20 protein-coding genes are annotated in these 25,997 nt (G+C 45.4%); 2 read left to right on the top strand and 18 right to left on the bottom strand.

Going from position 1 to position 25,997, the window contains the following annotated elements; translation table 11 throughout:
* Window positions 1-35: 35 nt before the first annotated feature.
* The 10 genes from ASD40_RS34640 to ASD40_RS34685 all read right to left on the bottom strand — a co-directional run bounded on the left by ASD40_RS34640 (window position 36) and on the right by ASD40_RS34685 (window position 13,737).
* Complete coding sequence (locus ASD40_RS34640) at window positions 36-1,556, bottom strand: ABC transporter substrate-binding protein (RefSeq protein WP_057307680.1); 1,521 nt, start codon at window positions 1,554-1,556, stop codon at window positions 36-38.
* 83 nt (window positions 1,557-1,639) lie between these two features.
* Window positions 1,640-2,521, bottom strand: coding sequence for a carbohydrate ABC transporter permease (locus ASD40_RS34645; protein WP_156390275.1), 882 nt, complete (start codon window positions 2,519-2,521; stop codon window positions 1,640-1,642).
* A 19-nt stretch (window positions 2,522-2,540) separates the two neighbouring features.
* Window positions 2,541-3,518 (bottom strand): ABC transporter permease, encoded by a 978-nt coding sequence (locus ASD40_RS34650; RefSeq protein ID WP_057307681.1) that lies wholly within the window; start codon window positions 3,516-3,518, stop codon window positions 2,541-2,543.
* Window positions 3,519-3,661: 143 nt separating this feature from the next.
* Window positions 3,662-5,272, bottom strand: a complete 1,611-nt coding sequence (locus ASD40_RS34655; protein WP_057307682.1) for a response regulator transcription factor — start codon at window positions 5,270-5,272, stop codon at window positions 3,662-3,664.
* 1 nt (window position 5,273) lies between these two features.
* Window positions 5,274-7,019: a sensor histidine kinase gene (locus tag ASD40_RS34660; RefSeq protein ID WP_057307683.1), complete on the bottom strand. Its 1,746-nt coding sequence runs from the start codon at window positions 7,017-7,019 to the stop codon at window positions 5,274-5,276.
* Between the two features lie 141 nt (window positions 7,020-7,160).
* On the bottom strand, window positions 7,161-8,900 hold the full coding sequence (locus ASD40_RS34665; protein WP_057307684.1) for a DUF5605 domain-containing protein: 1,740 nt from the start codon (window positions 8,898-8,900) through the stop codon (window positions 7,161-7,163).
* 3 nt (window positions 8,901-8,903) lie between these two features.
* Complete coding sequence (glpK, locus tag ASD40_RS34670; protein WP_057307685.1) at window positions 8,904-10,412, bottom strand: glycerol kinase GlpK; 1,509 nt, start codon at window positions 10,410-10,412, stop codon at window positions 8,904-8,906.
* An 11-nt stretch (window positions 10,413-10,423) separates the two neighbouring features.
* Window positions 10,424-11,359, bottom strand: a complete 936-nt coding sequence (locus ASD40_RS34675) for a transketolase family protein (protein WP_057307686.1) — start codon at window positions 11,357-11,359, stop codon at window positions 10,424-10,426.
* 2 nt (window positions 11,360-11,361) lie between these two features.
* Window positions 11,362-12,207 (bottom strand): transketolase, encoded by an 846-nt coding sequence (locus ASD40_RS34680; protein WP_057307687.1) that lies wholly within the window; start codon window positions 12,205-12,207, stop codon window positions 11,362-11,364.
* Between the two features lie 96 nt (window positions 12,208-12,303).
* Window positions 12,304-13,737 (bottom strand): L-fucose/L-arabinose isomerase family protein, encoded by a 1,434-nt coding sequence (locus ASD40_RS34685; protein WP_057307688.1) that lies wholly within the window; start codon window positions 13,735-13,737, stop codon window positions 12,304-12,306.
* 324 nt (window positions 13,738-14,061) lie between these two features.
* On the opposite strand from ASD40_RS34685, the gene ASD40_RS34690 reads away from it, so the two are divergent.
* Entirely contained in the window at window positions 14,062-15,111 is a 1,050-nt protein-coding gene (locus tag ASD40_RS34690; protein WP_156390276.1) for a LacI family DNA-binding transcriptional regulator, read from the top strand.
* A gap of 833 nt (window positions 15,112-15,944) precedes the next feature.
* Here the strand turns inward: ASD40_RS34690 and ASD40_RS34695 are convergent.
* The 3 genes from ASD40_RS34695 to ASD40_RS34705 form a co-directional block, all read right to left on the bottom strand.
* Window positions 15,945-16,124 (bottom strand): hypothetical protein, encoded by a 180-nt coding sequence (locus ASD40_RS34695; protein ID WP_057307690.1) that lies wholly within the window; start codon window positions 16,122-16,124, stop codon window positions 15,945-15,947.
* Window positions 16,125-16,427: 303 nt separating this feature from the next.
* Window positions 16,428-18,431, bottom strand: coding sequence for a beta-galactosidase (locus tag ASD40_RS34700; protein WP_057307691.1), 2,004 nt, complete (start codon window positions 18,429-18,431; stop codon window positions 16,428-16,430).
* The gene (locus ASD40_RS34705) at window positions 18,428-19,780 is read right to left on the bottom strand and encodes a glycoside hydrolase family 30 protein (RefSeq protein ID WP_057307692.1); all 1,353 of its coding nucleotides are present in this window, start codon (window positions 19,778-19,780) and stop codon (window positions 18,428-18,430) included. Before ASD40_RS34705 ends, ASD40_RS34700 begins: the two co-directional genes overlap by 4 nt.
* 126 nt (window positions 19,781-19,906) lie before the next feature.
* On the opposite strand from ASD40_RS34705, the gene ASD40_RS34710 reads away from it, so the two are divergent.
* Window positions 19,907-20,821, top strand: a complete 915-nt coding sequence (locus tag ASD40_RS34710; protein ID WP_057307693.1) for an AraC family transcriptional regulator — start codon at window positions 19,907-19,909, stop codon at window positions 20,819-20,821.
* A 24-nt stretch (window positions 20,822-20,845) separates the two neighbouring features.
* On the opposite strand, the gene ASD40_RS34715 is transcribed toward ASD40_RS34710, so the two are convergent.
* The 5 genes from ASD40_RS34715 to ASD40_RS34735 form a co-directional block, all read right to left on the bottom strand.
* On the bottom strand, window positions 20,846-21,265 hold the full coding sequence (locus tag ASD40_RS34715) for a helix-turn-helix transcriptional regulator (RefSeq protein ID WP_057307694.1): 420 nt from the start codon (window positions 21,263-21,265) through the stop codon (window positions 20,846-20,848).
* A 546-nt stretch (window positions 21,266-21,811) separates the two neighbouring features.
* A complete protein-coding gene (locus ASD40_RS34720) occupies window positions 21,812-22,906 on the bottom strand; it encodes a Gfo/Idh/MocA family protein (RefSeq protein WP_057307695.1) in 1,095 nt (364 codons plus the stop codon).
* A 20-nt stretch (window positions 22,907-22,926) separates the two neighbouring features.
* Window positions 22,927-23,556: a ThuA domain-containing protein gene (locus tag ASD40_RS34725; RefSeq protein ID WP_057307696.1), complete on the bottom strand. Its 630-nt coding sequence runs from the start codon at window positions 23,554-23,556 to the stop codon at window positions 22,927-22,929.
* 32 nt (window positions 23,557-23,588) lie between these two features.
* Window positions 23,589-24,749 (bottom strand): Gfo/Idh/MocA family protein, encoded by a 1,161-nt coding sequence (locus tag ASD40_RS34730; protein ID WP_057307697.1) that lies wholly within the window; start codon window positions 24,747-24,749, stop codon window positions 23,589-23,591.
* A gap of 77 nt (window positions 24,750-24,826) precedes the next feature.
* Window positions 24,827-25,861, bottom strand: coding sequence for a LacI family DNA-binding transcriptional regulator (locus tag ASD40_RS34735; RefSeq protein ID WP_057307698.1), 1,035 nt, complete (start codon window positions 25,859-25,861; stop codon window positions 24,827-24,829).
* Window positions 25,862-25,997: the final 136 nt, after the last annotated feature.

The following is a 25,997-nucleotide window of genomic DNA, read 5'->3' on the forward strand; positions in this document are numbered from 1 at the left end:
CCCCACCTGTTGTAGAGTACGGTTCATGTTCATCCTTATTTACCTGCCGTTTTAGCCCAAGCATCAATTTGCTTTTGTTTCTCAGCGATGATCTTGTCAAGACCGGCCGTTTTGAGCTTTCCGTTGAATTCAGCAGTCAATGCCGGATCTAACGTACCGCTTTCCAGACCTACTTTATATTGATTGATCACATTAGTCGCAGCAGCAAGTTCTGTTTTAACCGGATCTACGTTAAATGTGAATCCGACTGCTTTCGATTTAATAGCCTTGTCGTTGTGCGCTTTCGTCAAATCCCAAATTTTCGGGTCCGTACCTTCCCATACATAGGTTAGGAAGTTATTGCCGACTTCCCATTGGTTGAATTGGTAACCGCTTTGTTTGACGCCATCTGGAAGCGTAATGATGTTATCCGCTTTCTTCACATAGTGTTTTCCTTCAATACCAAGGGAGACCAAGTTAGCAATGTCCTTATCTGTGTACATCATATTCATGAATTGCATAGCTCTCTCAGGGTCTTGACTGTTTTTAGTAATCGACATCATGAAACCTGTGATCGAAACGGAAGTTTGCAAAGGTTTTGTCAAACGAACAGCAACCATTTCTTTTCCGGACAAATTCTTTTCCTGCTGCTCAAATCCAGGCTTCATATTCGATGTATATGAGAATGCCTTGCCCGCTTTGACCAAGTTAACTCCTGTTTCTTGCGAAGTAGCGATATCTTTCAAAATATAGCCGGCTTGATACCATTTACGAGCTAACGCAATAGCATCTGTAAATTCCTTCGTTTCGAACAAATTCACGATTTTGGTGCTGTTCCCCGGATCGGCAAGTACACCCAGGTTGTCCCCTAATGTATCCACGATAGAGTTGTACATATTGGTTCCCGGCATAGAAGTGTTCGTTTGCTGAACCAATGGCGCCAGTCCTGGCTCGTTCTCTTTGATCGTTTGGAACACAGGGTCCAGATCCGCCCAAGTTTTGATTTTGCTCAAATCAATCTTGTACTTGTCCACCAAATCTTTTCTCATAATGATGCCATTATCGGAGCCAATGTCCCTCAAGCTTGGAACCCCGTATACTTTTCCGTCGATCTTGGATCCATTAATCAAATCCATTCCCACCGTGTCTACAAGACCTTTTCCATGCTTCTTAAGCAAATCGTCTAATGGCTCTAATTGTCCTTTAGCGACTTGGCTGCCAAAGTTGCCAATAATTGAGGAGGAGACCATCAGATCAAGCTTCTCGCTTCCTGCCAGCATCAAATTCATTTGTTGGGTCCAAGCAGAAATGCTGATCGGCACCAGTTTAACGGTTGCATTGATTTTTTCTTTGGTAATTTTGCTGATTGCCTCAGACACGAGATTCGCTTCAGGCATATCATTTAGCTGTATATACGCCATCGTGATTTCATATGGCTTGGAGTTGGCAGGCTTAGCGCTATCTGTCGCTGCTTTATTCCCATCATCACTACTGCTGCTGCCGCAAGCTGAAAGCAAGGTCGACGTTGCAAGAACAACACTTAGTAATCCACTAGCTCTTTTCCATTTCTTTTCCATGGTTCATAATCCCCCTAATGTATATGAATAATGGTTGATCTATACTAATCGAATCCGAAGGGATTCAAGAGTAGCCTCGGTCGTTAACCTTTTACAGCACCAAGCGTAAGACCTTTGACAAAAAATTTCTGGAAGAATGGATAGGCGCAGAAGATCGGAACGATTCCGATAACAGCAATAGCCATGCGAACCGAATCTGTCGGTATGTTCGAAGAAGCTTGTGCAGCATTGGTCATGCTGCTCTTCTGAAGGAACTGAATATCGCTGAGCATCCGATTCAGCATATTTTGAATACTGAAGAGCTTGCTGTCGGTTACAAAGATCAATCCATTAAACCAATCGTTCCAATAGGATATACCCAGCATCAGTCCGATGGTAGCCAGAATCGGCAGCGAAAGCGGGAGCACGATACGGTAAAAAATCTTAAATTCAGAAGCGCCGTCAATATACGCCGATTCAATTATCGCTGCCGGAATCGAAGTACTGAAGAACGTTCTGATTAGTAAAATGTAAAAGCCGTTCGTCAGCAATCCAGGGATGATAAGCGCCCAAATCGTATTTTTAATATGGAAAAATTCCGTGTAGATCAGATAGGTCGACACAAGTCCGCCGTTAAAGAGCAAGGTGAAAAATACGAGAAACGACATCACTTTGCGAAGCGGCATATCACTACGTGATAAAGGATAGGCGAGCATCGTCGAGATAGCCAAACCCACAACAGTTCCGATAATCGTAATGAACACCGTGATGCCATAAGCCCGAAACAACGAAGTTGAGCTCTTCATCATATACTTGTACGCTTCTAGACTAAACACACTTGGTAAGAGTGAATAACCATCGTTGATAATTGCTTTCTGATCGGTAAAGGAGGCCATAACAAGCAGGACAAACGGGAAGATGCTGGCACAGGCCATGAGAATAAAGATCAGGTTGACCGCGTATTGATTCATGTGATTCGATTTCATGGTAGCACGCTCCTTTCTTTTAGAATAAAGCTTGTTCCGGGCTTTTGCGGCGAATGATAAAGTTAGATACTAACACCAGAACGAATCCCACGACTGACTGGTAGAATCCTGCTGCTGAAGACATTCCAATGTCGCCGAGCGTCATTAACCCCCGGTATACATACGTGTCAATAACATCCGTTGTTGGCTGTAACGGGCCTGAATTAAGAGGTACTTGATAGAATAAACCGAAATCAGAGTAGAAGATGCGACCAATGCTTAGCAAGGCCATGATAATGATTGCCGGTGATAGAAGCGGTAGTGTTATCGTCCGGATTTGTTGCCATTTGTTCGCGCCATCTAGCGTCGCTGCCTCATAATATTCGTTATCGATCCCAACAATGGCTGCCAAGAAGATGATACATAAGTAACCAACATTTTTCCAAATGTTCACAAGTGTTAAGATGTATGGCCAATATTTAGGTTCTGAATACCAGGAGATAGGCTCGATTCCGAAAAGCGGTAAAATATGATGATTAAGAAATCCGTTCTCCCCATTCAACATGGCAAGTGCCAAATATCCGACGATAACCATCGAGATCAGATAGGGTAATAGAATGATACTCTGGTAAAAACGGGAAATGAACCGATTTTTCACTTCATTCAGTAAAATAGCTACAGCGACTGCCAGAGCCAAATTGATGATAATGAAGAGCCCATTGTATAGAATCGTATTTCGGGTAATGACCCAGGCATCAGCGGTTTTAAACAAATATTCGAAATTCTTGAGACCAGCCCAATCACTTCCGAATATCCCTTTGCGGTAGTTGATATTTTTAAATGCGATCACAATCCCAAACATAGGGAGATAATTATTAATAATTAAATAAATCATACCAGGCAAGACCATTAGAAATAGCGCACGGTAGCGTTTAAACGTTTTCAACGTCTTCTGCAGCGTACCCGGCTTCCTTACAACCTTTGCTTTTTCGTATAGGACTTCTGCTTTGGTGTTCATCCGGTGTCAACTCCTTCTCTTTATAGGTTTAGTATAGAAGAAGTTGAGCTAGGCTGCTCACCACGAATACGACTTTATACTTTAGGTTTTCCGACATTTTCGAAAAAAAAGACTCCACGCCTATGTTTTAGGGCAGAGTCTTTCTATCTTTTCTCAAATTGCTTTCTATATTCATTAGGATTCATACATACAGCCTTTTTGAAAAGCGTCGAGAAGTAAGAAACATTTGAATAACCCGCTAATAGCGCTATATCGATAATGGATTTATCCGAGCCCGCAAGTAAATCCTTGGCATATTGGATCCGCTGCTGCTGCAAATAGTCGGAAATGGATAAGCCTGTTTCTTTTTTGAACACCCGTGTCAAATAATCAGGGTTTAAAAATACGTGTGCCGCGATAACATCCCTGGATAATTCCGATACGGAAATATGCGCCGCAACGTATTGTTTCACCTTTTCAACAACAGACATGCCCCCTTCCGTTGAATGGATCTGATTCATAGCCACCTCGATGACGTATTGCACCCATTCTTCCAAAGCGATAATAGATCTTAGTACTAATTCCGGCTTTTCCGTGAATAGATTAGCTGCAAACACTTTATTCGCATGTAATCCCTTCATCTGAAGAACGAAGAAAAGCATTTGAAGAAAATCTTGATAGAAGCTATGCAAGAGCGGAGCGCCAATTCCTTCTCTGGTCTCCCTTAACGATTTGAACAATAACTTAACTTCAGTTAGCAGTTTTTCCTTTGACCCCTGCTTCATCCACTCTGCCCAGTCATTCAAAGATGGGAGCTCTATCCTGCTCTCCCCTTTTCGCACATCCCAAAGCACAATGGTTTCATTAACCATAGAGACATTGTCTCGATCCAAATCGTCCATTCTACGCACCATAGGAACGACTTCATGAAGAGAGGCGGGTTCGCTGATGTAACAGCATAGATCACAGTAAAAGTATTGGTTGCAAGATTGCACGTATTCCTCGCATACCTCTCGAAGCTCCTTCATTTGATGTTGGCGTTCGTAAGGAATCATGATCAGCAAACATCCATTGTCCGGAGAGATGATCGCTGTATGCTGATTGTTTCGCGTAATCTTCTCTTCCGCAGCATTCTTCAAAGCATACTCCATAATTCGTTCATCCCGCTGATTCAGATTCTTATGCCAACGCCTAACGCGAATCATAATCAGCACAAACCGCATGGCATCCAAAGATAATAAATTATACTTTTGTAAATGCTCCGTTATTTTGTCCTTGGTGGAGGGAATCGTTTGTTGGATCAGATCCTGCCAAAAACGTTCTTTCATCAGTGGCTGATGGGACTCCCATAGCTGGTAATAATGCTTATACGTTTCCTCGAAAGAAAGAAGCTCCTGATCTTTTTTAATTTTGGCCAAAACCTTCAGGATCACATCTTCAAGCTCCTCGTAATCCACAGGCTTGAGTAAGTACTCGAAGCTGTCCAATTGGATCGCACGCTTTGCATACGAGAAATCGGAATGACACGTTAAAAATATCGTCTCTGTGCGGGAATAATGTTCTCTGACCCAGCTCAATAAATCCATGCCGGAGCCCTGAGGCATTTCGATATCGCAGATCATCAAATCAATCGGAGATGTGGCAAAGATCTCTTGTGCCTGCTTCATACTATGAGCTGTGTGAACCGTAGAAATATGGAGCTTATCCCAGTCAACGCCAGCCTGTAATCCCCTCACTGCGTGCACTTCGTCGTCGACGATTAACACCTGAACCATTTTACTCACCTCCTGTAGGTGGAACATCTGCGGGTATGCGGATTCGCACGCAAGCGCCTTTGCCGACTTCATTATAGAAATCAATAGCGGCTTTATCGGAATACAACAAGTGTAGTCTACGTTTGACATTCCAGATCCCGATGTGCTCCCCTTCTTCACTAGTCAAATCCATATTGCTCTTCAATAATTCCAAAATAGGATCTGGAAAGCCTGCTCCTGTATCCTCAATATGAATAACCACCCATTGGTTTTCTTCGTCTTCCTCCGTATTCACCCGGATATCGATCCGAATCTGTTCATCCATATTAACAGCATGTTTAATGGCATTCTCGACCATCGTCTGAATGACAAGCGGAGGAATCTGCAGCGAAAGAACAGCATCTGGCGCTTCGATCTGATACGATAAAATCCCCGGAAATCGAAGCTCTTGAATACGCAAGTAGTTCTGGGTATGAAGCAGTTCATCCTTGAGTGTTACCAAATAGGAATTACTTCGGAACATAAACCGGAAGTAAGCAACCAGACACTTCGTCATCTCCTGAATTAATTTGAAATCCTTTACCGTTGCCAAGTTGTAGACGATGTTCAACGAATTCAAAAAGAAGTGAGGATTGATCTGAAGCTGCAAATGCTTAAGCTCAGCATGCTGATGCATTAACTTTTCTTCATAGACATTAATTTTCAGATGTTGAATTTCAGTAATCATACGGTTATAGGTTTCGTTCATCATACTAAACTCAGTAGATGTCGGGTAATGCTCGATTTGCGAATTCCAACGGCCATCGCCTAACTTTCTCATTGCTAGGATGATTCGATTGATCGGCAGCAAGAACACTTTTCTCATGTAAAAGACAAACATCAGCAGAAATGCAATGGCTCCCATCGATATGATGGAAGAAATACGTTGAAGATAAGGTAAATTCTCTAGTGCGGTTTCCTCGGGGATTAAAGCGAATAAATAAAAGTTACCTTTCTTCGACGGTTCCCCCATGACTAAATAATCCGCATTCGTTCCCGAAAGTGTGTAGGCCTGATTGGTTAGAGCTAATTGAATGCCTTTCTGTTCAATTAATTCTCCGTGACTCATGGGTTCTAGTTGATCTGAGGTTAAAAGCGCCGCACCGTTAGATCCCAGGTTAATGAGTTGAAGAGGGATCATCAGCTTATTGGCATCTACCCATGCCCCAACATAGACATTACCGGTTTTAATCACATGATAGACATAATGGTTGCCTTCCGATTGCCAAGTATACCAGCGATAAACATTTGGAGTCACCGTGGTATCCTGCAGCATCTTTACAATTTCATTTGCCACCTGATTTCGTTCATCAAAGCTGCTTCCGAAACCTTGAGTCATTAGCAGATCTTTGTTTAGGCTGGAATATATAAAGAACGAATCGATTCCTTTGTAATAGCTGACACTGGTATTAATTGTTTGAAACAGACGAAGCTTAGCTTTCATGTAATTATTTTCGTTGGCAATCCTGTCCGTATCCAAATCAAGTAAATCCAAATTCGTTTGGGATAAGTTGATCAAGAAGTTGTCTACTTCCTGCAAATTGCGGTCGATCTGCCCCATGTATAAGCTCAGCATGTTTTTATTGGACTGGGCCACTTGGTTGCGAACGACTTGAGCCGAGTAATGGTTGATTATAAGCAAAACGATGATAAGAGGAACAATCGTGAATAATAATCCAGAGAAAAGCTTGAAACGTAAGGAGTTCAGCCATAATTTCATTTTTCGCATGAAGACGCTCTCCTCTATAAGGTGTAAGGTCTCCCTATTGTACAACGAAGACAGGAACAAAATCACCCTGCGGTGTTCATTGCAAAAAATGACAAGCAAACTGTTGTCAGCTTGCATGTCATTATTGTTGTCAATCAATCTCTATACCTTCCTAAATCTAACGGCAATATACGATGTCCCAGGCAGCTCGATCCGGAAGTCTCCCTCATAAGTTCCAGGCTGCTCATTGATGAGCATATTCCACGTGTCGATAACATCCACTTTGTAACGGATGCCTGGCTTCATGCTGTACTTCCTGAAACTGGGTTGGTTAAAGCCATAGTAGTACAAGTAATATTCATCTGGAACGCCCGCTGACGGAGCATCCCACTCGGACTTTAACGGATTCAGGCCTTCTGCAGGGCCCTCTGCCATAATTTTGTGCAGGAAGGAGATCCGTTCAGGGCTGCTTCCGTAAAGCTTCCCACCCTTGGACCACCAAAGGATGTCCTCGTCATGCAAATAGGTTTCACCATGACCGACATAGCCGCCTCTAATGGCGCCTTCCCAGAAGCGGCGCACCATTTCCAGTCCGGAAATGTTCCCCCAGCCCTGATCAATGTTCCCTTCATACGCGCATTCGTCAATGACAATTGGCTTCTGCCACCGCTCACGCCATTCGTTGGTATTTTCCGCAGTTCGATAAACATCGACCCGCTGGATGCTGCAGTGAGTGATCCAAGGCCGACTGTAATCGTAGAAACCGAAGCAGTTATGAATGGATATTAAATGATGATTCGGATCATTCTCTGTTACGATCTTAGCGAAGCGTTCCCAATCCTCCGTCTCCTTCTTCCACATCAAATCATACTCATTGGCGAGTGACCACCAAACATGACGATAAGCCGATAACCGGGCTGTCAGATATCGCAGGTAACGGTCATCTGCGGACTTGGACATTTCGGAGAAGCCCCAACGGTCATACCCATGGAATAATATCAAGTCTGCTTCGATGCCAAGCTTCCCAAGGTCAGAGATTCTATTTTCCAAGTGTTGAAAGAAGGCAGGATTGAATCGCGTATAATCCCAACCTTCCTCTAGGGAGCCCTCGTAAGGGTAATACACTGGCTCATTCGCGTTAAACTGGTAGGATTTCGGGAAGACACACATGCGCATCTTATTGAAAGGGGCAGATTTAAGCGTAGTCAGCGTCTCTTCCTCCAACTCATCGCCTTGATGGGTCCAGACGTAACTAGTGGTCCCGACCGGAATATAAGGAGTCCCGTCCTCGTATGCGAAATGGAAGGTATTCTTGATCCGTACCGGTCCATGGTTCCCCTCATCCGGGGCTGTACATATAAATTGCCCTGTCAGTCCACTAAGGGAGCGCGCGTTACTATTGGTACTGTACGTCCACGTACCTTCCGCATCCGGCATAAAACGGATCCGATAAATACCTTGCCCGTCATAAAAACCTAGAGTACGGACAACTCGGCCTTCGAAATTGAATTCAGCCTCCAAGCTTACATCCACGAACGGATTACCGTGTTGCGGCCCTTGAAGCGTTAGCTCGTAAACGCCCCATTTTTCAATTTGATCGGGCGCATTGGTCCTCGCTGACCCCAAAGCTACATCATCGTTCTCATAATCGACGGCTGGAGTGATTCCTTCATCCGTTTCTGCTTCAACTTCGATTAGGGACAACTCTGTGAGTATTGTCTCCATCAATTCCGGTGCTATTGTCCAAGCTGGATTGAACGCATTGTACGATGGCAACGTATTTTTCTTAATGAACGAAAGAAATGGGGAATCCTTGAGATGAGGTAAATATGTCAAAAGCAAGGCTCTACCTGCTGGACTCGCCCAAATTTGACCTATCTTCGACTCTTCATTAAACGTCATTGTCTAAGCCTCCGCCTTTTTAGTTGTGCATAGTACCAAAGCTACCGCATGTTTCCATCCATTGATATGCTGTTCACGTATGTTTTCCTGCATCTTTGACTCATAGGCAGAATAAATTTGGCCCCGGTTCTTAAGCTCGTCAAGCGATAACCAAAATCCGACCCCAAGCCCCCCTAGATAAACAGAACCCATCGCAGAAAGCTCGGCAACCTCCGATTTAATGACGCTGCGTTCCAGCACATCTGCTTGAAACTGCATAAGCGTGGTATTATCGGAAGCGCCTCCATCTGCGCGCAGTTCTTTCAGCCGGATGCCGGATTCAGCTTGCATCAACTCTACCGCATCCTTCACTTGATAGGCTATGCTTTCCAGTGCGGCGCGGATGATATGTGATTTCCCGGTTCCCCGGCTCATCCCCGTAATAGCTGCCCTGGCATAGGGGTCCCAATAAGGAGCGCCTAGTCCGACGAATGCCGGTACTAGATATACACCTTCGTTATTCGGAGCTTGAGCAATCAATTCCTCCATCTCATTAAAACTGCTAAAAAGGCCCAATTGGTCACGAACCCATTTGATCGTATCGCCAGAGGTGCGAATGATTGCTTCAAGAGCATAGGTGATCTCTCCGCTCATTCCCCATGCAATGGTAGTCACCAAGCCATTTCCAAGCTGATCATGTTTCTCGCCAATGTTCATGAGTACAGAGGTGCCGGTACCGTACGTCGCTTTGGCCATACCGGTATCAAAACATTGATTGCCAAATAAAGCGGCTTGAGAGTCACCAATGATGCCCGAGATAGGAATGTTTGCTGAGAATAGCTCAGGATCCTGTGTATAGCCGAAAATCTCATCGGAGGATTTAACCTCCGGCAGTATGGCAGATGGAATGTGGAACCATTCGCATAACTCTTTGTCCCACTCTAGCGTATGAATATTGAATAATGACGTTCGGCTAGCATTCGTAAAATCAGTGGCATGAACGCTGCCCCCCGTGAGCTTCCACAGGAGCCAGCTGTCTACCGTCCCGGCCAGAAGCTTCCCTTGTCCAAGCTTCTCCTCAGCGCCTTCAGCATGCTCCAATATCCACCCCCACTTGGTTGCAGAAAAGTAGGGGTCTAGAAGCAGGCCCGTCTTGGCGCGAACGATCTCTTCCATATTAGCAGCTTTATATGCCGCGCATCGATCCGCTGTCCGCTGACATTGCCAAACGATAGCTGGATAGACCGGCAGACCTGATGTTCGATCCCAGACCACAGCCGTTTCACGCTGATTAGTAATGGTCAGACCGGCTAACTGATTGGCGTCAATGCCGGCCAATTCCATGACATGATGAGCTGTTTTTTTCACATTGTTATAAATCTCAAGAGGATCATGCTCCACCCAGCCAGATTGCGGGTAACTCTGCTTATGTTCGGCCGTACTGCGGGCGATGATACTTCCGGAACGATCTATGATCAAAGCCTTCGTACCCGATGTACTTTGATCTATGGCTAGGATAAAGGTTTCAATCATGGGCTGCCCACCTACTTGCCAAGCATCTCAAGCGCTACACGCTTAAGATTATCTGTATGGATCCCGTAATGCTTGAATACTTCCGAGCTTTTGCCCGCGATGGCTGGTTCATCCGGAATGCCGATAATACGCATCGGAACAAGTTGATGCTGGACGACTACCTCTGCGACTGCGGCTCCGAGCCCTCCGTAGATACTGTGCTCCTCAACCGTAATGATATGCCCCGTTTCCCCGGCAGCACGAATGATCGCTTCTTCGTCTAACGGCTTAATCGTGTGCATATTGATGACTCGGCAGGATACGCCGACCTCTTGGAGAGCTTTCTCCGTATCGAGAGCTACCCGAACGGTTTCTCCAGTAGCAATGATCGTCAGATCCGTGCCATCACGCAACGTCACCGCTTTGCCAATGACGAATTCATAGTCATCGGATTCGTAGACATCCTCTACAGCATTTCTTCCAATACGAACATAAACGCCGCCTTGGTGCTTAACTAAAGCCTCAGTCATTCTCTTCGTTTCATGACGATCGGCAGGCAATACGACCGCAAGTCCCGGAATTGCTCGGGCTACAGCTATATCCTGAACAGAATGGTGTGACATGCCGAGGGCGCCATAGCTAACTCCTCCGCTTATGCCTACAAGCTTCACATTGGTTCCAGAATAAGCCACGTCCACTTTGATCTGCTCAATGGAGCGCATACTTAAGAAACAAGCCGGCGAAGTGACAAAGGGCTTCTTCCCGCTATGGGCTAGACCAGCCGAGATGCCGACAATATTTTGCTCGGCGATGCCGACCTCAACGAATTGATTAGGAAACGCATTGGCGAAAGGCGCCATAGCCGCGGAACCTCGGGAATCGCTAGTTAGAACCATAATATCCGGATCGGTTTCCGCCAATTTCAATAGTGTCTCGCAAATAACCTGACGGTTAGGGATCGTATTCATGTTTAGCGCACCTGCCCTTCTTGACTCAATAGCTCAAGCGCCGCGGAAAGCTCTTCCAATGCTTGCGAAAGCTGTGTATCGTTAGGCACATGATGGTGCCACGCAGGATTATTTTCGGCAAAGGAAACGCCCTTGCCTTTCACCGTATTGGCCATGACCAAGGTAGGTTTTCCAGGTACAGTTGGCACTGACCCGAAAGCCTCAACCAGAGATTCCATATCGTTTCCGTCAATGGAAACAACGTTCCAACCGAATGCCGCCCACTTCTCTTCAAGTGGCTCCAGCCCCATGACTTCTTCCGTGCTGCCGCTGATTTGCAGGCGATTTCGGTCAATAATACCCACGAGATTGTCAAGCTTAAAATGGGGACCAGCCATAGCCGCCTCCCAAACAGAGCCTTCTGCCTGCTCGCCATCACCCATGAGGCAAAATACACGATAGCTTTTACCATCTCGTTTAGCCGCAAGTGCCATGCCTACCGAAATAGCAAGCCCATGCCCAAGAGCACCGGTGTTCATTTCAATCCCAGGCACTTTATTATTAGGATGGCCGATCAAACGTGTACCGAATTGACTGAAGGTCTCAAGCTCTTCTTTCGGGAAAAAGCCTAGATCGGCAAGGATGCACCACAGTGATTCCACCGAGTGGCCCTTGCTAGCGATGAAGCGGTCCCGCTCCGCCCATTTCGGATTCTGTAGATCGATTTTCATGATTTTATAATATAATGCCGTCAAAATATCCGTATTACTGAGGGAGCCTCCGGTATGTCCTGTCTTGGCTCCGTGTATCATCTTCAGCAGATCCATACGGATCTGGATAGCCTTTGCTTTCAGTTCTGTATGATTCATGTTATCCTCCTTTGAGTTTTCCGTAGGAAAACTAGCTTCGTAAGCTCTAACTGAGTTTTGCTTTAGCAAAACTGGCTTCGTAAGCAAACGCTTGGTTTACAGATCAGAGCCGCGCAGCCACGCCTGAATTTCTTGTACCGTCGGATCCACGGGATCCGGGGAAAGACCTGGTATATATTGGCACGCTTCATATAGTGCAGGAATCACATTAGCGTGTATACCGACGGCATGGTGAACATAAGGACCTTTCACCAACTTCTCTTCCCATAACGACCAGTCATTGACTTCAACCCAAACATAGGAACCGCGTGTATAAGGACCTTTGATACCCTGTGCACGCCCTAAAAATAACTGATATTCCCCATGGTCGCCGTCAAAACGGGCCAGCGTTATTCCGCCGCCTTTGATTTCCCCTTCGTGAGTACCTGGCGCATGGTCATCGAACAAGAAGTGCTTGCGCAGCTTTGGCTTATCCTCAACCGAGAGAGAAACAGGGAAATTACCGCAGTGAAAGAGCAGCTCTCCGTTCGGATTCTCAGGATGACGGACCGTCAAGTCGGCGAAGAATGTCGGAGCTTGGTTCATCGAAGCTGCTTGCACCATGATGGAGGTAATCGCTCCGTGAATGTCGGTTTCGCAGGTTACCGGAATCTGTTCATCCGTTAGAATCGCATTAGCCAGACAAGGCATAATTCCCATAGCATCTTGAAGAGAAGACCAGCATTGGATAGCGATAGCTGTACTGCCGGTTTTGGTTGCGTATTGTTTCATAGCTACTTTCAGTGCTGCGATACGTTTCACGTCATCCTCAGTAACTTCGCTGTAATCAAGCTTTTCTTTGATGTAGGCAATAGCATCATTCAGCTCAGCACTGCTTCCTTTTTCAATCTGTTTCGATGTCCGTTGAATATCGATCAGCGTAATGGGATGAATCTCGATGCCGAAGCGCTCCAGCAGTTCCCCTTCGTTACACATCATCGTTAAGAAAGACGCTGGCCGTGGTCCAATTTGCAAAATACGCAGGTTACGCATTTGACGAACCACATTCGCAGCCGCAATGAAATTGATAAATCCACGTTCAAATACTGGATCATTCACCCGACTGTTGGTCACATACGTAAAAGGCACATTAAACCGGCGCAGCACTTTACCTGTGGCGAATAGCCCGCATTGGGTATCCCTCAAACGCATACCGTCCTCTAGAGGCGATTCATCGCGAGGTCCCCATAACAACACAGGCTTTCCAAGCGCTTTACCAACCCGTGCCACGGTATCCTCGGTACCAAAGTTACAATGCGGAAAAAAGACAGCGTCCACCTTTTCTTCTTTGAAGCGTTCAATAATCGCATCCGCATTGATATGATCATCATAAAGCAGCCCCTCGGAATTCAGACCCTCTAAGTCCACGATGTCGATGTCCAAACCGAAGCTCTCGATTTTCTCCCGGATTTGAACCTTATACTTGAAAGCATCTTCAGCACTAAATACAAAACGACGGGTAGGGGCGTAGCCCAGTTTAAATTTCTTCATGTCATGTCTCTCCTCTAAAAATCAAATGATAAATGGATGAATAAAGAACTAAACATTGTAAGAAAGAATTCAACGAAATAACTAAACTTTAATTAATTTTAGTGTTTAATGATGTAAACAATTTACTTAACAAACTTTATGAAATCATCCTATCACCCTGAATTTCAGGTGTCAACGACTTATTTTAGCTATTTTAAAATAAAATTTAGTCCATTATCAACTAAACCAAACTAAACAAATTAGATTCAACTTGTATATGTTAATCAATCGTTGTAAACTAAACTTACTTAACGAATTAGTTAACATGAAATGAGGAATCCGATAATGAAGATGGAAGATATTGCTAAATTAGCAGGCGTTTCCAAATCTGCCGTATCCTTTGCTTTCAGTGGAAAGCCTGGAATCAGTCCAGAAACACGGGAACGCATCCTGCAAATCGCACAGGAAAGCGGATACCTCCCTAGAGCAAAATCCCCATCCATTGACCATACAGCTAAATCGCTTACCTTTTTAGTCATATCAAACTCTGGCATCGTACTAGAGCAGTTTTATCAACAACCATTTTTTAGGGAACTTATCCAATTCATTGAGGAACGATGCCGTACGAAAGGCTATTCCTTACTTTTTTCCTCCATCGATATGGAGTTTTTGGAGAGGGATATTCGGATGGTTGCAGAGGAAAAGAAAAGTAATGGCGTCGTCCTTTTAGGTACGAACTTAAATAAGGAGCAAATCGCAGATATTGCCAACAAACTTCAATCGCATCTCGTTGTTTTAGACACCTGCTTTGATACACTGCCGATTCATTTTGTAGAAATCAACAATTTTATGGGTGCCTATCAGGCAGGCACTCATCTCTGTGAGATAGGACATACCGATATTGGCTATATTGAATCGAATGTGAGAATTCATAATTTCGAGGAAAGAAAACGTGGCTTTACCGCAGCCATTCAAGAACATGGCAGGGAGATTCTGAATACCCACAAATTTTCCGTAGCGCCTACCATCCTATCCTCCCAAGATTCGCTCAAAGCTCAGTTGCTCGCATTCCTGAAGGAAGGGCATCGTTTGCCGACTGCTCTATTTTGCGAATGCGATTATATCGCCATCAGCGCTATGAAGACCCTTCAAGAACTCGGATACCGAATACCAGATGACGTGTCCGTTATCGGTTTTGACAATATCTCCGAAGCGGTAATTGTTTCGCCAGAATTAACGACCGTCCATGTGGAAAAGCAGCGCATGGCTTATCTCGCTGTGGATCTGCTAATTGAATCGATTGAATTAGAGCAAAGTGCTGGCACTAAGATCAAAGTCGATACTCATTTCATCGAGAGACTTTCCTCGCGAGCGAATCTTGCATCGATAAACTAGGTCAAAGTGTACCTAGCCTATTACGGCTTTTCAATTCAAATACCTTTAACCACTTTTTCACAATTTAGAAGCTTCTGGGGGCTTATTTCTGCGGAATAATCCAAATGGGCTGCATTCACGGTCAAATAAGAGTCTTTAAAGACTCTTATCGCCCAACATTATCCACTTTTTCACGAAATAGAAGCTTCTGGGGGCTCTTATTTCCGCCGAATAACCCAAATGAGCTACGTTCGCGGTCCAATAAGAGTCTTTAGAGACTCCTATCGCCCAACATTATCCACTTTTTCACGAAATAGAAGCCTCTGTGGGCTCTTATTTCCGTGGAATGATCCTATGTGGTCAAGATCATCACTTTAACGATGAATTTCATCTTTATACTTTCATCTACTCTGCTTTTATGTGAATTTTCCTGCTCGTAAGCATGTTTTTCATCGTTAAAGTTGGGCTTCTGCTCAAGACCAATACTTTAACGATNTTCATCGTTATACTTTCATCTACTCTGCTTTTATGTGAATTTTCCTGCTCGTAAGCATGTTTTTCATCGTTAAAGTTGGGCTTCTGCTCAAGACCAATACTTTAACGATGAATTTCATCGTTATACTTTCATCTACTCTGCTTTTATGTGAATTTTCCTGCTCGTAAGCATGTTTTTCATCGTTAAAGTTGGGCTTCTGCTCAAGACCAATACTTTAACGATGAATTTCATCGTTATACTTTCATCTACTCTGCTTTTATGTGAATTTTCCTGCTCGTAAGCATGTTTTTCATCGTTAAAGTTGGGCTTCTGCTCAAGACCAATATTTTAACGATTAATTTCATCGTTATACTTCCATCTACCCTGCCTTTATGTGAATTATCGTGCTCGTAAGCATGTTTTTCATCGTTAAAGTTGGGCTTCTGCTCAAGACCAATACTTTAACGATGAATTTCATCGTTATATTTACATCTACTCTGCTTTTATGCAAACTCCCCTGATCGTAAGGCTGTTTTTCATAGCTATAGTACTGTTCCATACTAAAAAGCCCCCCCTCAAATGTGGGAGGCGCCAAACTCACTTCATGCTCACGCGGTTCTACTCTCCGTGGATACTTGCATAGCCGCTGATAATCTGAGCTGTGTTCGGCATCAAATAAGAGTCTCCAGAGACTCCCATTTTCCACACTAGCCATTTCTTCTCGAAATAGAAGCTTCTACGAATTCTTATTGGGCATTTCCGAACGTTTAGTCAATTATGCATTTTCTCCAATCGATACGTAGCCACGCGCAACAAAAGAAGACTACCTCTCTAGTTAGTCTTCTTTGTATAACCTCATCAGTTACGCTTCTTCGATAATCGCAATTCCCCAGCGAGTCAGCTCCCTGACCTCACCTTGCTTCACAGCCTGTCCACTCAACAATTCTTTCCCCTCACCGTGCGGATACTTCAACGTCTCGCTACGGTCCGAGTAATTGAAATAGTAACGAATGGTCTTCCCTTGGTCATTAACGCCCGATTTAACAATAAGAGGATACTGGATATCTTGATCCTTCCCCCATAGACCGGCATCTTTGACCGTCATTTCCAACACCTTACTCATCACGGCAGCCCTCGGCAGACAGCCAATATAAGTCACAGTGCCTTTCCCGTAGCGGTTCTTTGTAATAGCCGCATATGCTCCCCAATGAGGATGTTCATATGAGGCCAATACCTCTGCTGTTGTAGGAGTAAGCAGTTCCATCCATGTGTTCACGTTGTTGTCCTCCGGTCCAACTTCAAAAGGGTCACCCTTGAATGAAACAGATTTCGGCTCCACAAACATACTGTAGTGGATACCGCAAGCTTCATCGATAGCACCTGGTTGATGTGTGGTGCGGACTTTGACATTTTCGTTGGTAAAGCCACTTTTAAACGTATAGACGACATGCCCGCCATTTCGGACGAAAGCGTTCAACCGCTCAAGCAGTTCATCTGACGCTGCATATAATGCCGGAACAAGAATCAGCTCATAATTCTCCAACGCATCACTGTCCGGATGAACGATATCACAACCGATATTCATTTTATATAACTGGTCGTACATAAGCCGAACAATATCGTTATAGTTGACTTGACGCCCGGGCAGAGGGAACCATTCCATCGCCGTCAAAGCCTCATTGCTGACCAGCATCGCGGCCCGATTCGATTTTTGCAGATTCACAAGCTGCGGCGACAATCGGTTAAAATCTCTACCGATGGTCTTAGCTTCTTCATAAACGGGATTCGACTCCAAATCGTGACTTAGCAGGCCCTTCCAGTAGGTTTCAGCTGAATTGTGGATCGAATGCCAATGCCAATAAGAGACCATGTTAGCTCCAGAGGCCAGATGGCTGAATGCCTGAAGCCTTAATTGTCCTGGGTAAGGAGTCCAGTTAGGAAAAGCTTGCGCCTGAGTTTCCAATACGAAATAATTGGTTCCTTTTAGAGAACGGGTAACGTCTCCACCAAATGAAATTTCGGTTCCTGTCAGCTCATCCTGGGACGGATGATAAATATCCACTCCGGCAATATCCAAAGACGATGACGCAGCGAAATGGTCTACATCCGGTTGAACACCGTAGGAGTAACCTCTCCACTCGAAATCAAAGTTATGCGTGACGAACTGACCTGGTCGCTTATACTCATTAACGATAGATGCTTGCCACGCCAGAAAATCGGTGACGAGCTTCCTTTGGAATCGGGCGAATTCCACCCCCAGACTGCCGTTGATCGTACCAACGACGGAAGGGAAATCCTCCCAACTGTTAATTCGGTTGCTCCAGTAGTCCAGCCCGAATTCCTGATTGAGACGTTCTAGGGTCCCGAACTTGTCTTTCATATATTTCACGAACATGAACTGGACGTTGGAACCCGCAGTTTGATAATGTTTGGTCTCGTTATCTACCTGATAACCAATAATCGCAGGGTGATTTTGAACATGACCGATCAGCTTCCGTATGATTCTTTCGGCATAAAACAAATACGTTGGATTCGTAATATCCATAATTTGACGAGCACCGTAACGCCCTGGCCCCTTAGGAGTTACAGCCAGAACGTCAGGATGCTCCTTCACCATCCATGTAGGAATTGCATATGTGGGAGTTCCGACAATGACCTTAATGCCGGCTTCATGCATCGCATCCAACACGCGATCTACATGAGAGAACTCGAATACCCCGTTCTGCGGTTCATGCGTACTCCATGTCGATTCGGCAATTCGCACCAAATTAATACCGGCATCCTTCATCATCTGGATATCTTGGTCCAATCGTTCATAGGGCATGTATTCTCTATAATATGCAACACCATATAGCAACTCTTTCATCGCCCATTTCCTCCACTAAAAACAATTGTATTGAACGAATCCGGTTCAAGTTCAAATGTATATACCTTTGCTCCGTCTGATAAACAAACATTCTTTGTTTCTGCAAACGGATTGGCGATCACGACCACTTTTTCTCCGTTCGGCTTTTCAAATGCAAGCGCATTTCCGGTCCAAGGACCTTTTAACCCTATGCGTATAGATTCTGGAGAAACAAAGTGGGAGAAGTGCTTCATCACATAATATTCTGGGTTGAAAGTCGCTGCCTTGGTCGCTGGATCTACCGTGATCATCGAGTTTTGCTCCCAGCCCCACGTGCTGCGTCCCTTCGGCTCAAGCACCATGTTCCAATAGATGTAGGCATTCACGCCGTTCGTGAAATAGTGCTGATACAAATTAAAGATGTATTTAGCATAATCCCACGTATTCGTGCCGTCTCCACATTCATTTTCCGTCTGCATATAACGAAGTTCCGGATAGCTTTGAACGGTTCGCTGGATTCCATATTTTCCGGCCCACTGGTAGCCGACACCTTTAATATACTTGTAAGCATCAGGATCACTCAGCACGGTAAAAGCATAGGCATTGAAATCAGATGACGATTTTTTCAACCATTCCTGCCAAGGTTCTGGCGCGTTAATCGTTCCCAGCCAAATTTCAGCATCAATCCCATGCTTCTCGAATGCAGGGCCCAAGTAATCTCGAATGAAATCGCGGAGCTGTTCCCCTGTCCACAAACAGGATGGGAATTTTTGATCAGCCACAACTTCGTTTTGAACGTGAATTTGATGAATCGTAATCCCTTCATTGCGGTAGGCTTCTACATATTTGACGAAATAAAGCGCATATGCCGCTAGTATTTCCTTCTCCCAACGTAATGTGCCATAGTTATAGGCTCTAGGGAACTTCATCCAAGTTGGAGGGCTCCAAGGGGAGGCGAAAAACTTCAAATCCGGATTATAGCTTAAGGCTTCTTTGATATATGGAATCAAATATTTCAGATCCCTTTCGATGGAGAAATGCTTCATTTCAAAATCTCCATCTGTCTCATTTAGACTATACCACTCAAGTGCGTAATCACTGGCGCCGATCGGAAGACGGCAAATACTAAACTTATGGTCACCATCCGGGTGAAACAGCGAGTGTAAAACCTGCCCGCGTTCCTTTTCCGACAAATGAGCAAGCGCGGCGAAACCCAACTCATTGAAACATCCGCCGAAGCCCTCAACCAATTGAAATTTTTCATCTGTGAATGCAAGGTTTGCAGCGTCACTGCCATTATTAGAGACTGGCTTTTCTTGCCACACGGATTCTTTCGTACTTGATATCCACTGTATGTTAGCGTTTTCCATGATCTATAGCCTCCATCCGTTTTTCGTACAACTTGATCCTTTTCTCTCTTTATTATAGATTGAGAATAGATCTATACGCGATTGTCCAAACAACGTGAAATTTACCCAAAACCAAGGTGAACCCATATGGCTAATGAAAAACAGTATTTGTCTTGGGAAAAAGCCAATTGGCTTCCCATGTTTGATTGGAATGTCAAATTTTTTGGAGCTCACTTACAGCAAGTGGAAAACAATTGGGAAATGCCCATAGAATCTCATATTGGCTTTGAAGTTAATCTAATTCTAAAGGGCTGTCAAGAAACGGTCATGGAAAAGAATCGTTACTTGCTGCAAGCCGGAGATATCATTCTGATTCCGCCAGGATTCAAACATGCTAACCGTTGTATATCCAGGGAAGGCATGACGTATTTCACAGCCCATTTCAACGTAGATGACCCCCTATTTCGCCAAGAAATGATCAAAAACTCTAAGATTCTCTTCTTATCTGAAACCGAGGAAAATGGTAAACTGCGAAAAGTTCTCGATGATTGGGTTGAAATGGCCATGCAACCTCGCGACTATACGACAACTGATCGATTTCGCTTGCAAGCTGCTTTATTTGAGTTATTTGGAATCTTGTCTCAATTTGTCTGTCCGGCACAGGATCAGGATCAGAATGAAAGCATCCCTCCCACTTCCGTTCAGTATGCCAAAGCAATTGCTGAGGCCATCAAAGCATCCTTTAATCCATATTCACCGATAGACGAAGAAACGCTAGAAAAGAAATTTCGGATCGAGGACATTGTTTCCTCACTTGGGATCAGCTCTGGTTACGGACTTGAGGTTTTTCGCAAAGTGTTTGGGATGTCTCCCCGGCAATATTTGTCCGATCTTAAATTGCATGAAGCGAAGGTCCTCATTGCGCAGCCCGATCTACCTCTCAAAAAAATCGCCTCCTTATTGGGTTATTCTCATTTATCACATTTCAGTAGACAATTTAAACGGTGGAGTGGGATGAGCCCCTTGCAGTACCGACAATCCAAAAAAGCTGCCCATCATTAGGCAGCTTTCTCTTTCTCTATGACATTAACCGTCAAGATTGTTCCGATATTGGCTGGGAGTCATACCCATGTACTTTTTAAAAACCTGAAAAAAGTACTTCTCGTCGTTGTAACCGACCTCATGTGCAATATCGCTTAATTTTTGACTGCGATTATTCAGCCTTTCACAAGCATGCTCCATGCGGATTTTATGCAAATACTCCAAAAAATTTGTTTTTAATTCCTGTTTAAACAATAGATTTAAATACCCTGGTGTGATGAAGACTTCACGCGCCACCTGCGTTAGTTCTGCCAAGTTTTGCCCGAAAACTTCATTTGTGTTAATGTTTTTTTCGATGCAGAATCTATACAAGGCAAAAACCAAAGCAAGCGTTGATTTCAGAACATGCTCTTTTGAGGTGCTTTCCGGTTTTAGTGCCTCGTTAAATGCTTTTAATGATGACAAAATAGTCTTCGAATCCCCAATCAAAACGGCTCGAAGAATGGAATTCTCTTGTGATAAGGGATATGACGTATAGACGGGATCGTCGTCTACGGTTTCTTTGTAAAATATTGTGTTGAACTTTCTCTACGTGTGGAATCAATCCCTCCGTTCCCGTCCATTCCTCCCTCACCGATAATCGGTTGAGGCGCTTTTGCATTCACATATCCCAAAACTTTTACCTTCGTGTCAACACAAAAAAAGTGGCTGTCCCAAGTGTAGATAAATCTACCTGGGACAGCCACTTATAGTCATTGAACTTTTGGGACATTCGAAGCAGTATTCAAACGAAGCTCATACTTCCATTGGATTTTTTCCAATGGAATTGATCTTCAGGCTTCAAAATTCGTGCTTCTATTGGAGTAACCCCAATGAAATCGACGTTTAGGGCGCTAAAACCCTACTTCCACTGGATTAACTCCAATAGAAGTAGCAGCAGACTGAGAAATTTATAAGTAGGAGCTGAATTTTCCAAATATGACATAGGAACAGTCCCGCATCTAAAACTTTTTATAGTACCGAATCAGGTGACAGCGGGGCTGGTCTTTCACAGCTGCTTTGCATCACATAATGCTTCCCAGAGTCAGACGCGTCGTGGAAGCCATGCATTGCTTCGAGCACGTGGTACGCCAGCTCCCCATTCGCGCGATGTGCATCACTTTGGCCGCTTATCAGGGCCTCAGCCATGGCTGCAACACCTAAACCGCGGTGGTTTTCTTTGTAACCGTGCGACAGAGGAATCGGCTCCCAATCTGAACCTCCTTTGCGAATAAGCACCTGACCGCCGAATGTATTCGGATCCGGAACACGTAAAGACCCTTGACTGCCGTAGATTTCAATGTTCGGCAGCTGAGTGCCGCCCATAATATCAAAGCTTGTTACAAGCGTTGCAATCGCTCCGCTATGGAAATCCAGTACACCCGCAATATGCGTTGGTGTTTCTACCGTTATTTTTTGCCCACGTTTCTTCTCACTAGAAATGGTGCGCTCCGGGAAACTAGCGGCAGCCGATCCGGTTACTCGGCGGATAGGACCCAGCAAAGCCACAAGCGCAGTTAAGTAGTAAGGACCCATATCGAACATAGGGCCGCCGCCTTTTGCATAATAAAATTCAGGATCCGGATGCCAATGCTCATGGCCTTTACCCATCATGAATGCCGTTGCTGCAATTGGTGTGCCAATCCAGCCGTCATTTATCAGCTTCACACACGTTTGGATACCTCCTCCGAGGAATGTATCCGGTGCACTGCCAACCAGTAATCCCTTACGGCGCGCAACTTCTAGGATCTGCAAACCTTCTTCACGGGTAACAGCAAGCGGCTTCTCCACATACACGTGTTTACCCGCTTCCAACACTTGAATACAGACTTCGGCATGCGCTGCCGGAATCGTCAAATTAATCACAATATCAATATTCGAATCATTCAATAGCTCTTGAACCGTGTACGCATGAGGAATGCTGAATTCCTCCGCACGAGCCTTTGCTCTGTCCAAATCAATATCGGCACACGCGAGCAGCTCCAAATGCTCAAAGTTAGGAATATTTTTCATATAGGCTGCACTAATATTTCCGCAACCGATAATACCAACTTTCTTCTTACTCATCTCTTACTTCCCCCTAATCATTATCGTGTTGCCCACAGTAAGCCGCGACGCATTAATTCTAGTGTTTCTGGCATCCGAACGATGTTAGCTTGGTGACCCAGCGAGTTATAATATACCTTGCCCGCTCCATAGGTTTTGGTCCAAACAACCGGCATCTCCACATCGTCAAAGTCTGTAACCGCATGTACGTGAATGGCTGGATCCACATGCATGTAATACTTTTCCGAGACAACAACGAAATCTTCCATGCCCTCCGTCAATAGATGCCCCCGATCCTTGATTCGAACCGTATACGTAACGCCGTCATTCCCAGGATGCGCTACCCATTGACCGCCAACCATGTATTGATATTCCACTTCATTACGGAAGGAATCTCCCATGCCGCCATGACAACCTGCAATGCCAGTTCCGCCTTCTTTTACCGCAGCGATTAACGGATTCAACTGCTCACTTTCGATTTTACCCATGGTCCATACTGGAACGATAAGATCAACGCCCGCCAAGCGCTCTGCATCTTTGAAGCTGTCCAGTGTATCCGAAACTTCTACGCCAAAGCCTTCCTCACGCAGTAACCCTGCGAAAATACCAGCCACCTCTTCAGGCTGATGACCGTCCCAGCCACCCCACACAATCAATGCTTGTTTACTCACTGCCCAAATCCCCTCTCCCTACTTATCTATCCTTAGACTTCGCTAATACTCACCCAACGACGCTGCGCAATGGATTGATCCACCGCTTCCAGCACCTCTTGACACTTCACACCATCTACGAAATTCGGAACCGGCTGACGGTCTTCCGAAAGTGCGTTCATCAGCTCAACGACTTCGTGGACAAATGTGTGCTCATACCCAATCGTATGTCCTGCAGGCCACCATGCATCCATATAAGCATGGGACGGATCCGTCGCCAGAACGCGTCTGAAACCCTGTACATCCTCATCATCGCTTGTAAAATAAACCTGCAATTCATTCAACCGTTCAAAATCAAACTTCACACTGCCCTTACTGCCATTAATTTCAAAAGAATTCGTGCACCGGTGCCCTGGCGCAAAACGAGTGGCCTCGAAGCTGCCGAGCGCCCCGTTCGCGAAGCGTGCCATGAACAGCGTCGCATCATCGACCGTGACTGGTCCGTGCGGTGCATCCTTGCTGCCTTTGGCGCTAAGCCCCGTCATCGAAGTCGGCAGTGGCCGCTCCTTAATGAAAGTCTCACTCATGCCGATAACCTCCGTCATGTCACCGACTAAGAAGTGCGCGAGATCGATCAGATGCGCGCCTAAGTCGCCGTGCGACCCAGAGCCGGCAATCTCCTTCTGCAACCGCCAGACCAGCGGGAACGTTGGATCTACGATCCAGTCCTGCAGGAACCAAGCGCGGAAGTGATAGATGTCTCCGAGGCGGCCGCTCTCGACGAGCTTCTTCGCGAGCTGCACCGCAGGTGCAAACCTGTAGTTGAAGCCCACCATGTGCTTCACCCCGGCTGCTTCAGCCGCCTCCAGCATTTCCCTTGAATCGGCAAGGGTCAGCGCCAGCGGCTTCTCACAGAATAGATGCTTGCCGGCCTTCGCCGCAGCAATCGCGATTTCCTTGTGCGCATCACTGGGCGCATTGATATCGACGATGTCGATATCGGGATGCGTGACCAGCTCGCGCCAGTCGGTGACATACCCGTCCCAGCCGAATTGTTCGGCTGCACTGCTGACACCGCTTTCATCTCTACCGCAGATTAGCTTCATCTTCGGTACCGCTGTCTGCGGGAAAAACATATGCAAATCCTTATAAGCATGACTATGTGCTTTACCCATAAACTTATAGCCAACCATACCGATATTGAATGATTTCATAAAAGTGCGCCTCCTTAGAGTGATGCCTTAGCAAAACTAGCTAAGCATTAACTTGAGTTCTTTCATCCTTATAACAATTAATCATTTATGATGATTGCTCTCGATGATTTTCGCACAACCAATCGGGTTGGCAGCTTGATTCGTGTTTCCTTCGTGCCTTCCCCATGCAGCAAACCCGCCAGCACACTGCGTGCCGCCTCTTTGCCCATCTCGTAGAAAGGCACATTGATGCTGCTTAGCGGTGGATCGCTGAGCTTAGCAGCATCCGAATCATCGCAGCCAATAATAGCGAAATCGCGCCCAGCGATCCAACCACGCTCACGGAGCCCTTGCATCAAACCGATCGCCATCCGATCATTGGCCGCAAATACCGCTTCCACCTGATCCCGATGTTCCCATAGCCCTGATGCCGCTTCATAACCGCTTTTACGGCTGTAATTGCCTTCAAGAAGCAGCTCAGGCGGAACTGCTAATCCTGCTTCACTCATTGCTTTCCTATAGCCCTGAAGTCTATCGCCAGAGTTCGAATACTGGGGCGAACCGTTCAGAAAAGCAATCTTCCGATAGCCCTCTTCCTGTAAATGCCGAACAGCGCTATAACTGCCTTCTACATGATCCGCATCCACCTCATGAAAGGTTAACCCCTCGAAGCTTTGATTGACCAAACAAAAAGGTAATCCCTGCGCCTGCAGCTGCATTAGCGATTCCCGCTGCTGAGGAGTATCCCTTGAACCCAGGATGACACAAGCATCCACCTTCTGCGAGCGATAAAGTCGGGTGTAATCCAAACTCTCATCCGGTGTTAAAAGTGACAGCAGCATGTCGTAGCCCTGCTCCCTTACTTGTTCCCCTATGCCGCTTAATATTTCCGCGAAATAAAAGGCTGAGAAGAGATGCACTTTGGGCATATAGGGCAGCACAACGCCAAGATTACCACTGCGCCTCCGAGCGAAGCTTTGCGCAATAGCATTTGGATGATAGTTGAGCTGTTTAGCAGATTCAAGTACACGCTCTTTCGTAGCAGGCTTCATGGGGCCTAACCCATTGAATACACGGGATACGGTCGCCTCTGAAACACCTGCTAGTTCAGCAACCTCTTTTCTCGTCACCATGCATAAGCCTCCGATAATTCATTCATTAAACTAACAATGTACACGCGTACATTTTCTCATTCAACAGCCATTCATGTCAATACAAAATTATTGAGTATTTTATTCAACAGAATTCGACATTTTCATCAATTTTACA

The sequence above is a fragment of the Paenibacillus sp. Root444D2 genome (genome assembly GCF_001426375.1).
GTDB lineage: Bacteria > Bacillota > Bacilli > Paenibacillales > NBRC-103111 > Paenibacillus_E.

Coding starts and splice junctions, on each gene's coding strand:
- ASD40_RS34700 (WP_057307691.1), bottom strand. CDS start 18,431: ATGAAAGAGTTGCTATATGGTGTTGCATATTATAGAGAATACATGCCC.
- ASD40_RS34675 (WP_057307686.1), bottom strand. CDS start 11,359: ATGAATACGATCCCTAACCGTCAGGTTATTTGCGAGACACTATTGAAA.
- ASD40_RS34705 (WP_057307692.1), bottom strand. CDS start 19,780: ATGGAAAACGCTAACATACAGTGGATATCAAGTACGAAAGAATCCGTG.
- ASD40_RS34660 (WP_057307683.1), bottom strand. CDS start 7,019: ATGCGAAAAATGAAATTATGGCTGAACTCCTTACGTTTCAAGCTTTTC.
- ASD40_RS34655 (WP_057307682.1), bottom strand. CDS start 5,272: ATGGTTCAGGTGTTAATCGTCGACGACGAAGTGCACGCAGTGAGGGGA.
- ASD40_RS34695 (WP_057307690.1), bottom strand. CDS start 16,124: ATGGAACAGTACTATAGCTATGAAAAACAGCCTTACGATCAGGGGAGT.
- ASD40_RS34645 (WP_156390275.1), bottom strand. CDS start 2,521: ATGAAATCGAATCACATGAATCAATACGCGGTCAACCTGATCTTTATT.
- ASD40_RS34640 (WP_057307680.1), bottom strand. CDS start 1,556: ATGGAAAAGAAATGGAAAAGAGCTAGTGGATTACTAAGTGTTGTTCTT.
- ASD40_RS34685 (WP_057307688.1), bottom strand. CDS start 13,737: ATGAAGAAATTTAAACTGGGCTACGCCCCTACCCGTCGTTTTGTATTT.
- ASD40_RS34690 (WP_156390276.1), top strand. CDS start 14,062: ATGAAGATGGAAGATATTGCTAAATTAGCAGGCGTTTCCAAATCTGCC.
- glpK (WP_057307685.1), bottom strand. CDS start 10,412: ATGATTGAAACCTTTATCCTAGCCATAGATCAAAGTACATCGGGTACG.
- ASD40_RS34665 (WP_057307684.1), bottom strand. CDS start 8,900: ATGACGTTTAATGAAGAGTCGAAGATAGGTCAAATTTGGGCGAGTCCA.
- ASD40_RS34720 (WP_057307695.1), bottom strand. CDS start 22,906: ATGAGTAAGAAGAAAGTTGGTATTATCGGTTGCGGAAATATTAGTGCA.
- ASD40_RS34730 (WP_057307697.1), bottom strand. CDS start 24,749: ATGAAATCATTCAATATCGGTATGGTTGGCTATAAGTTTATGGGTAAA.
- ASD40_RS34680 (WP_057307687.1), bottom strand. CDS start 12,207: ATGAATCATACAGAACTGAAAGCAAAGGCTATCCAGATCCGTATGGAT.
- ASD40_RS34735 (WP_057307698.1), bottom strand. CDS start 25,861: ATGGTGACGAGAAAAGAGGTTGCTGAACTAGCAGGTGTTTCAGAGGCG.
- ASD40_RS34650 (WP_057307681.1), bottom strand. CDS start 3,518: ATGAACACCAAAGCAGAAGTCCTATACGAAAAAGCAAAGGTTGTAAGG.
- ASD40_RS34710 (WP_057307693.1), top strand. CDS start 19,907: ATGGCTAATGAAAAACAGTATTTGTCTTGGGAAAAAGCCAATTGGCTT.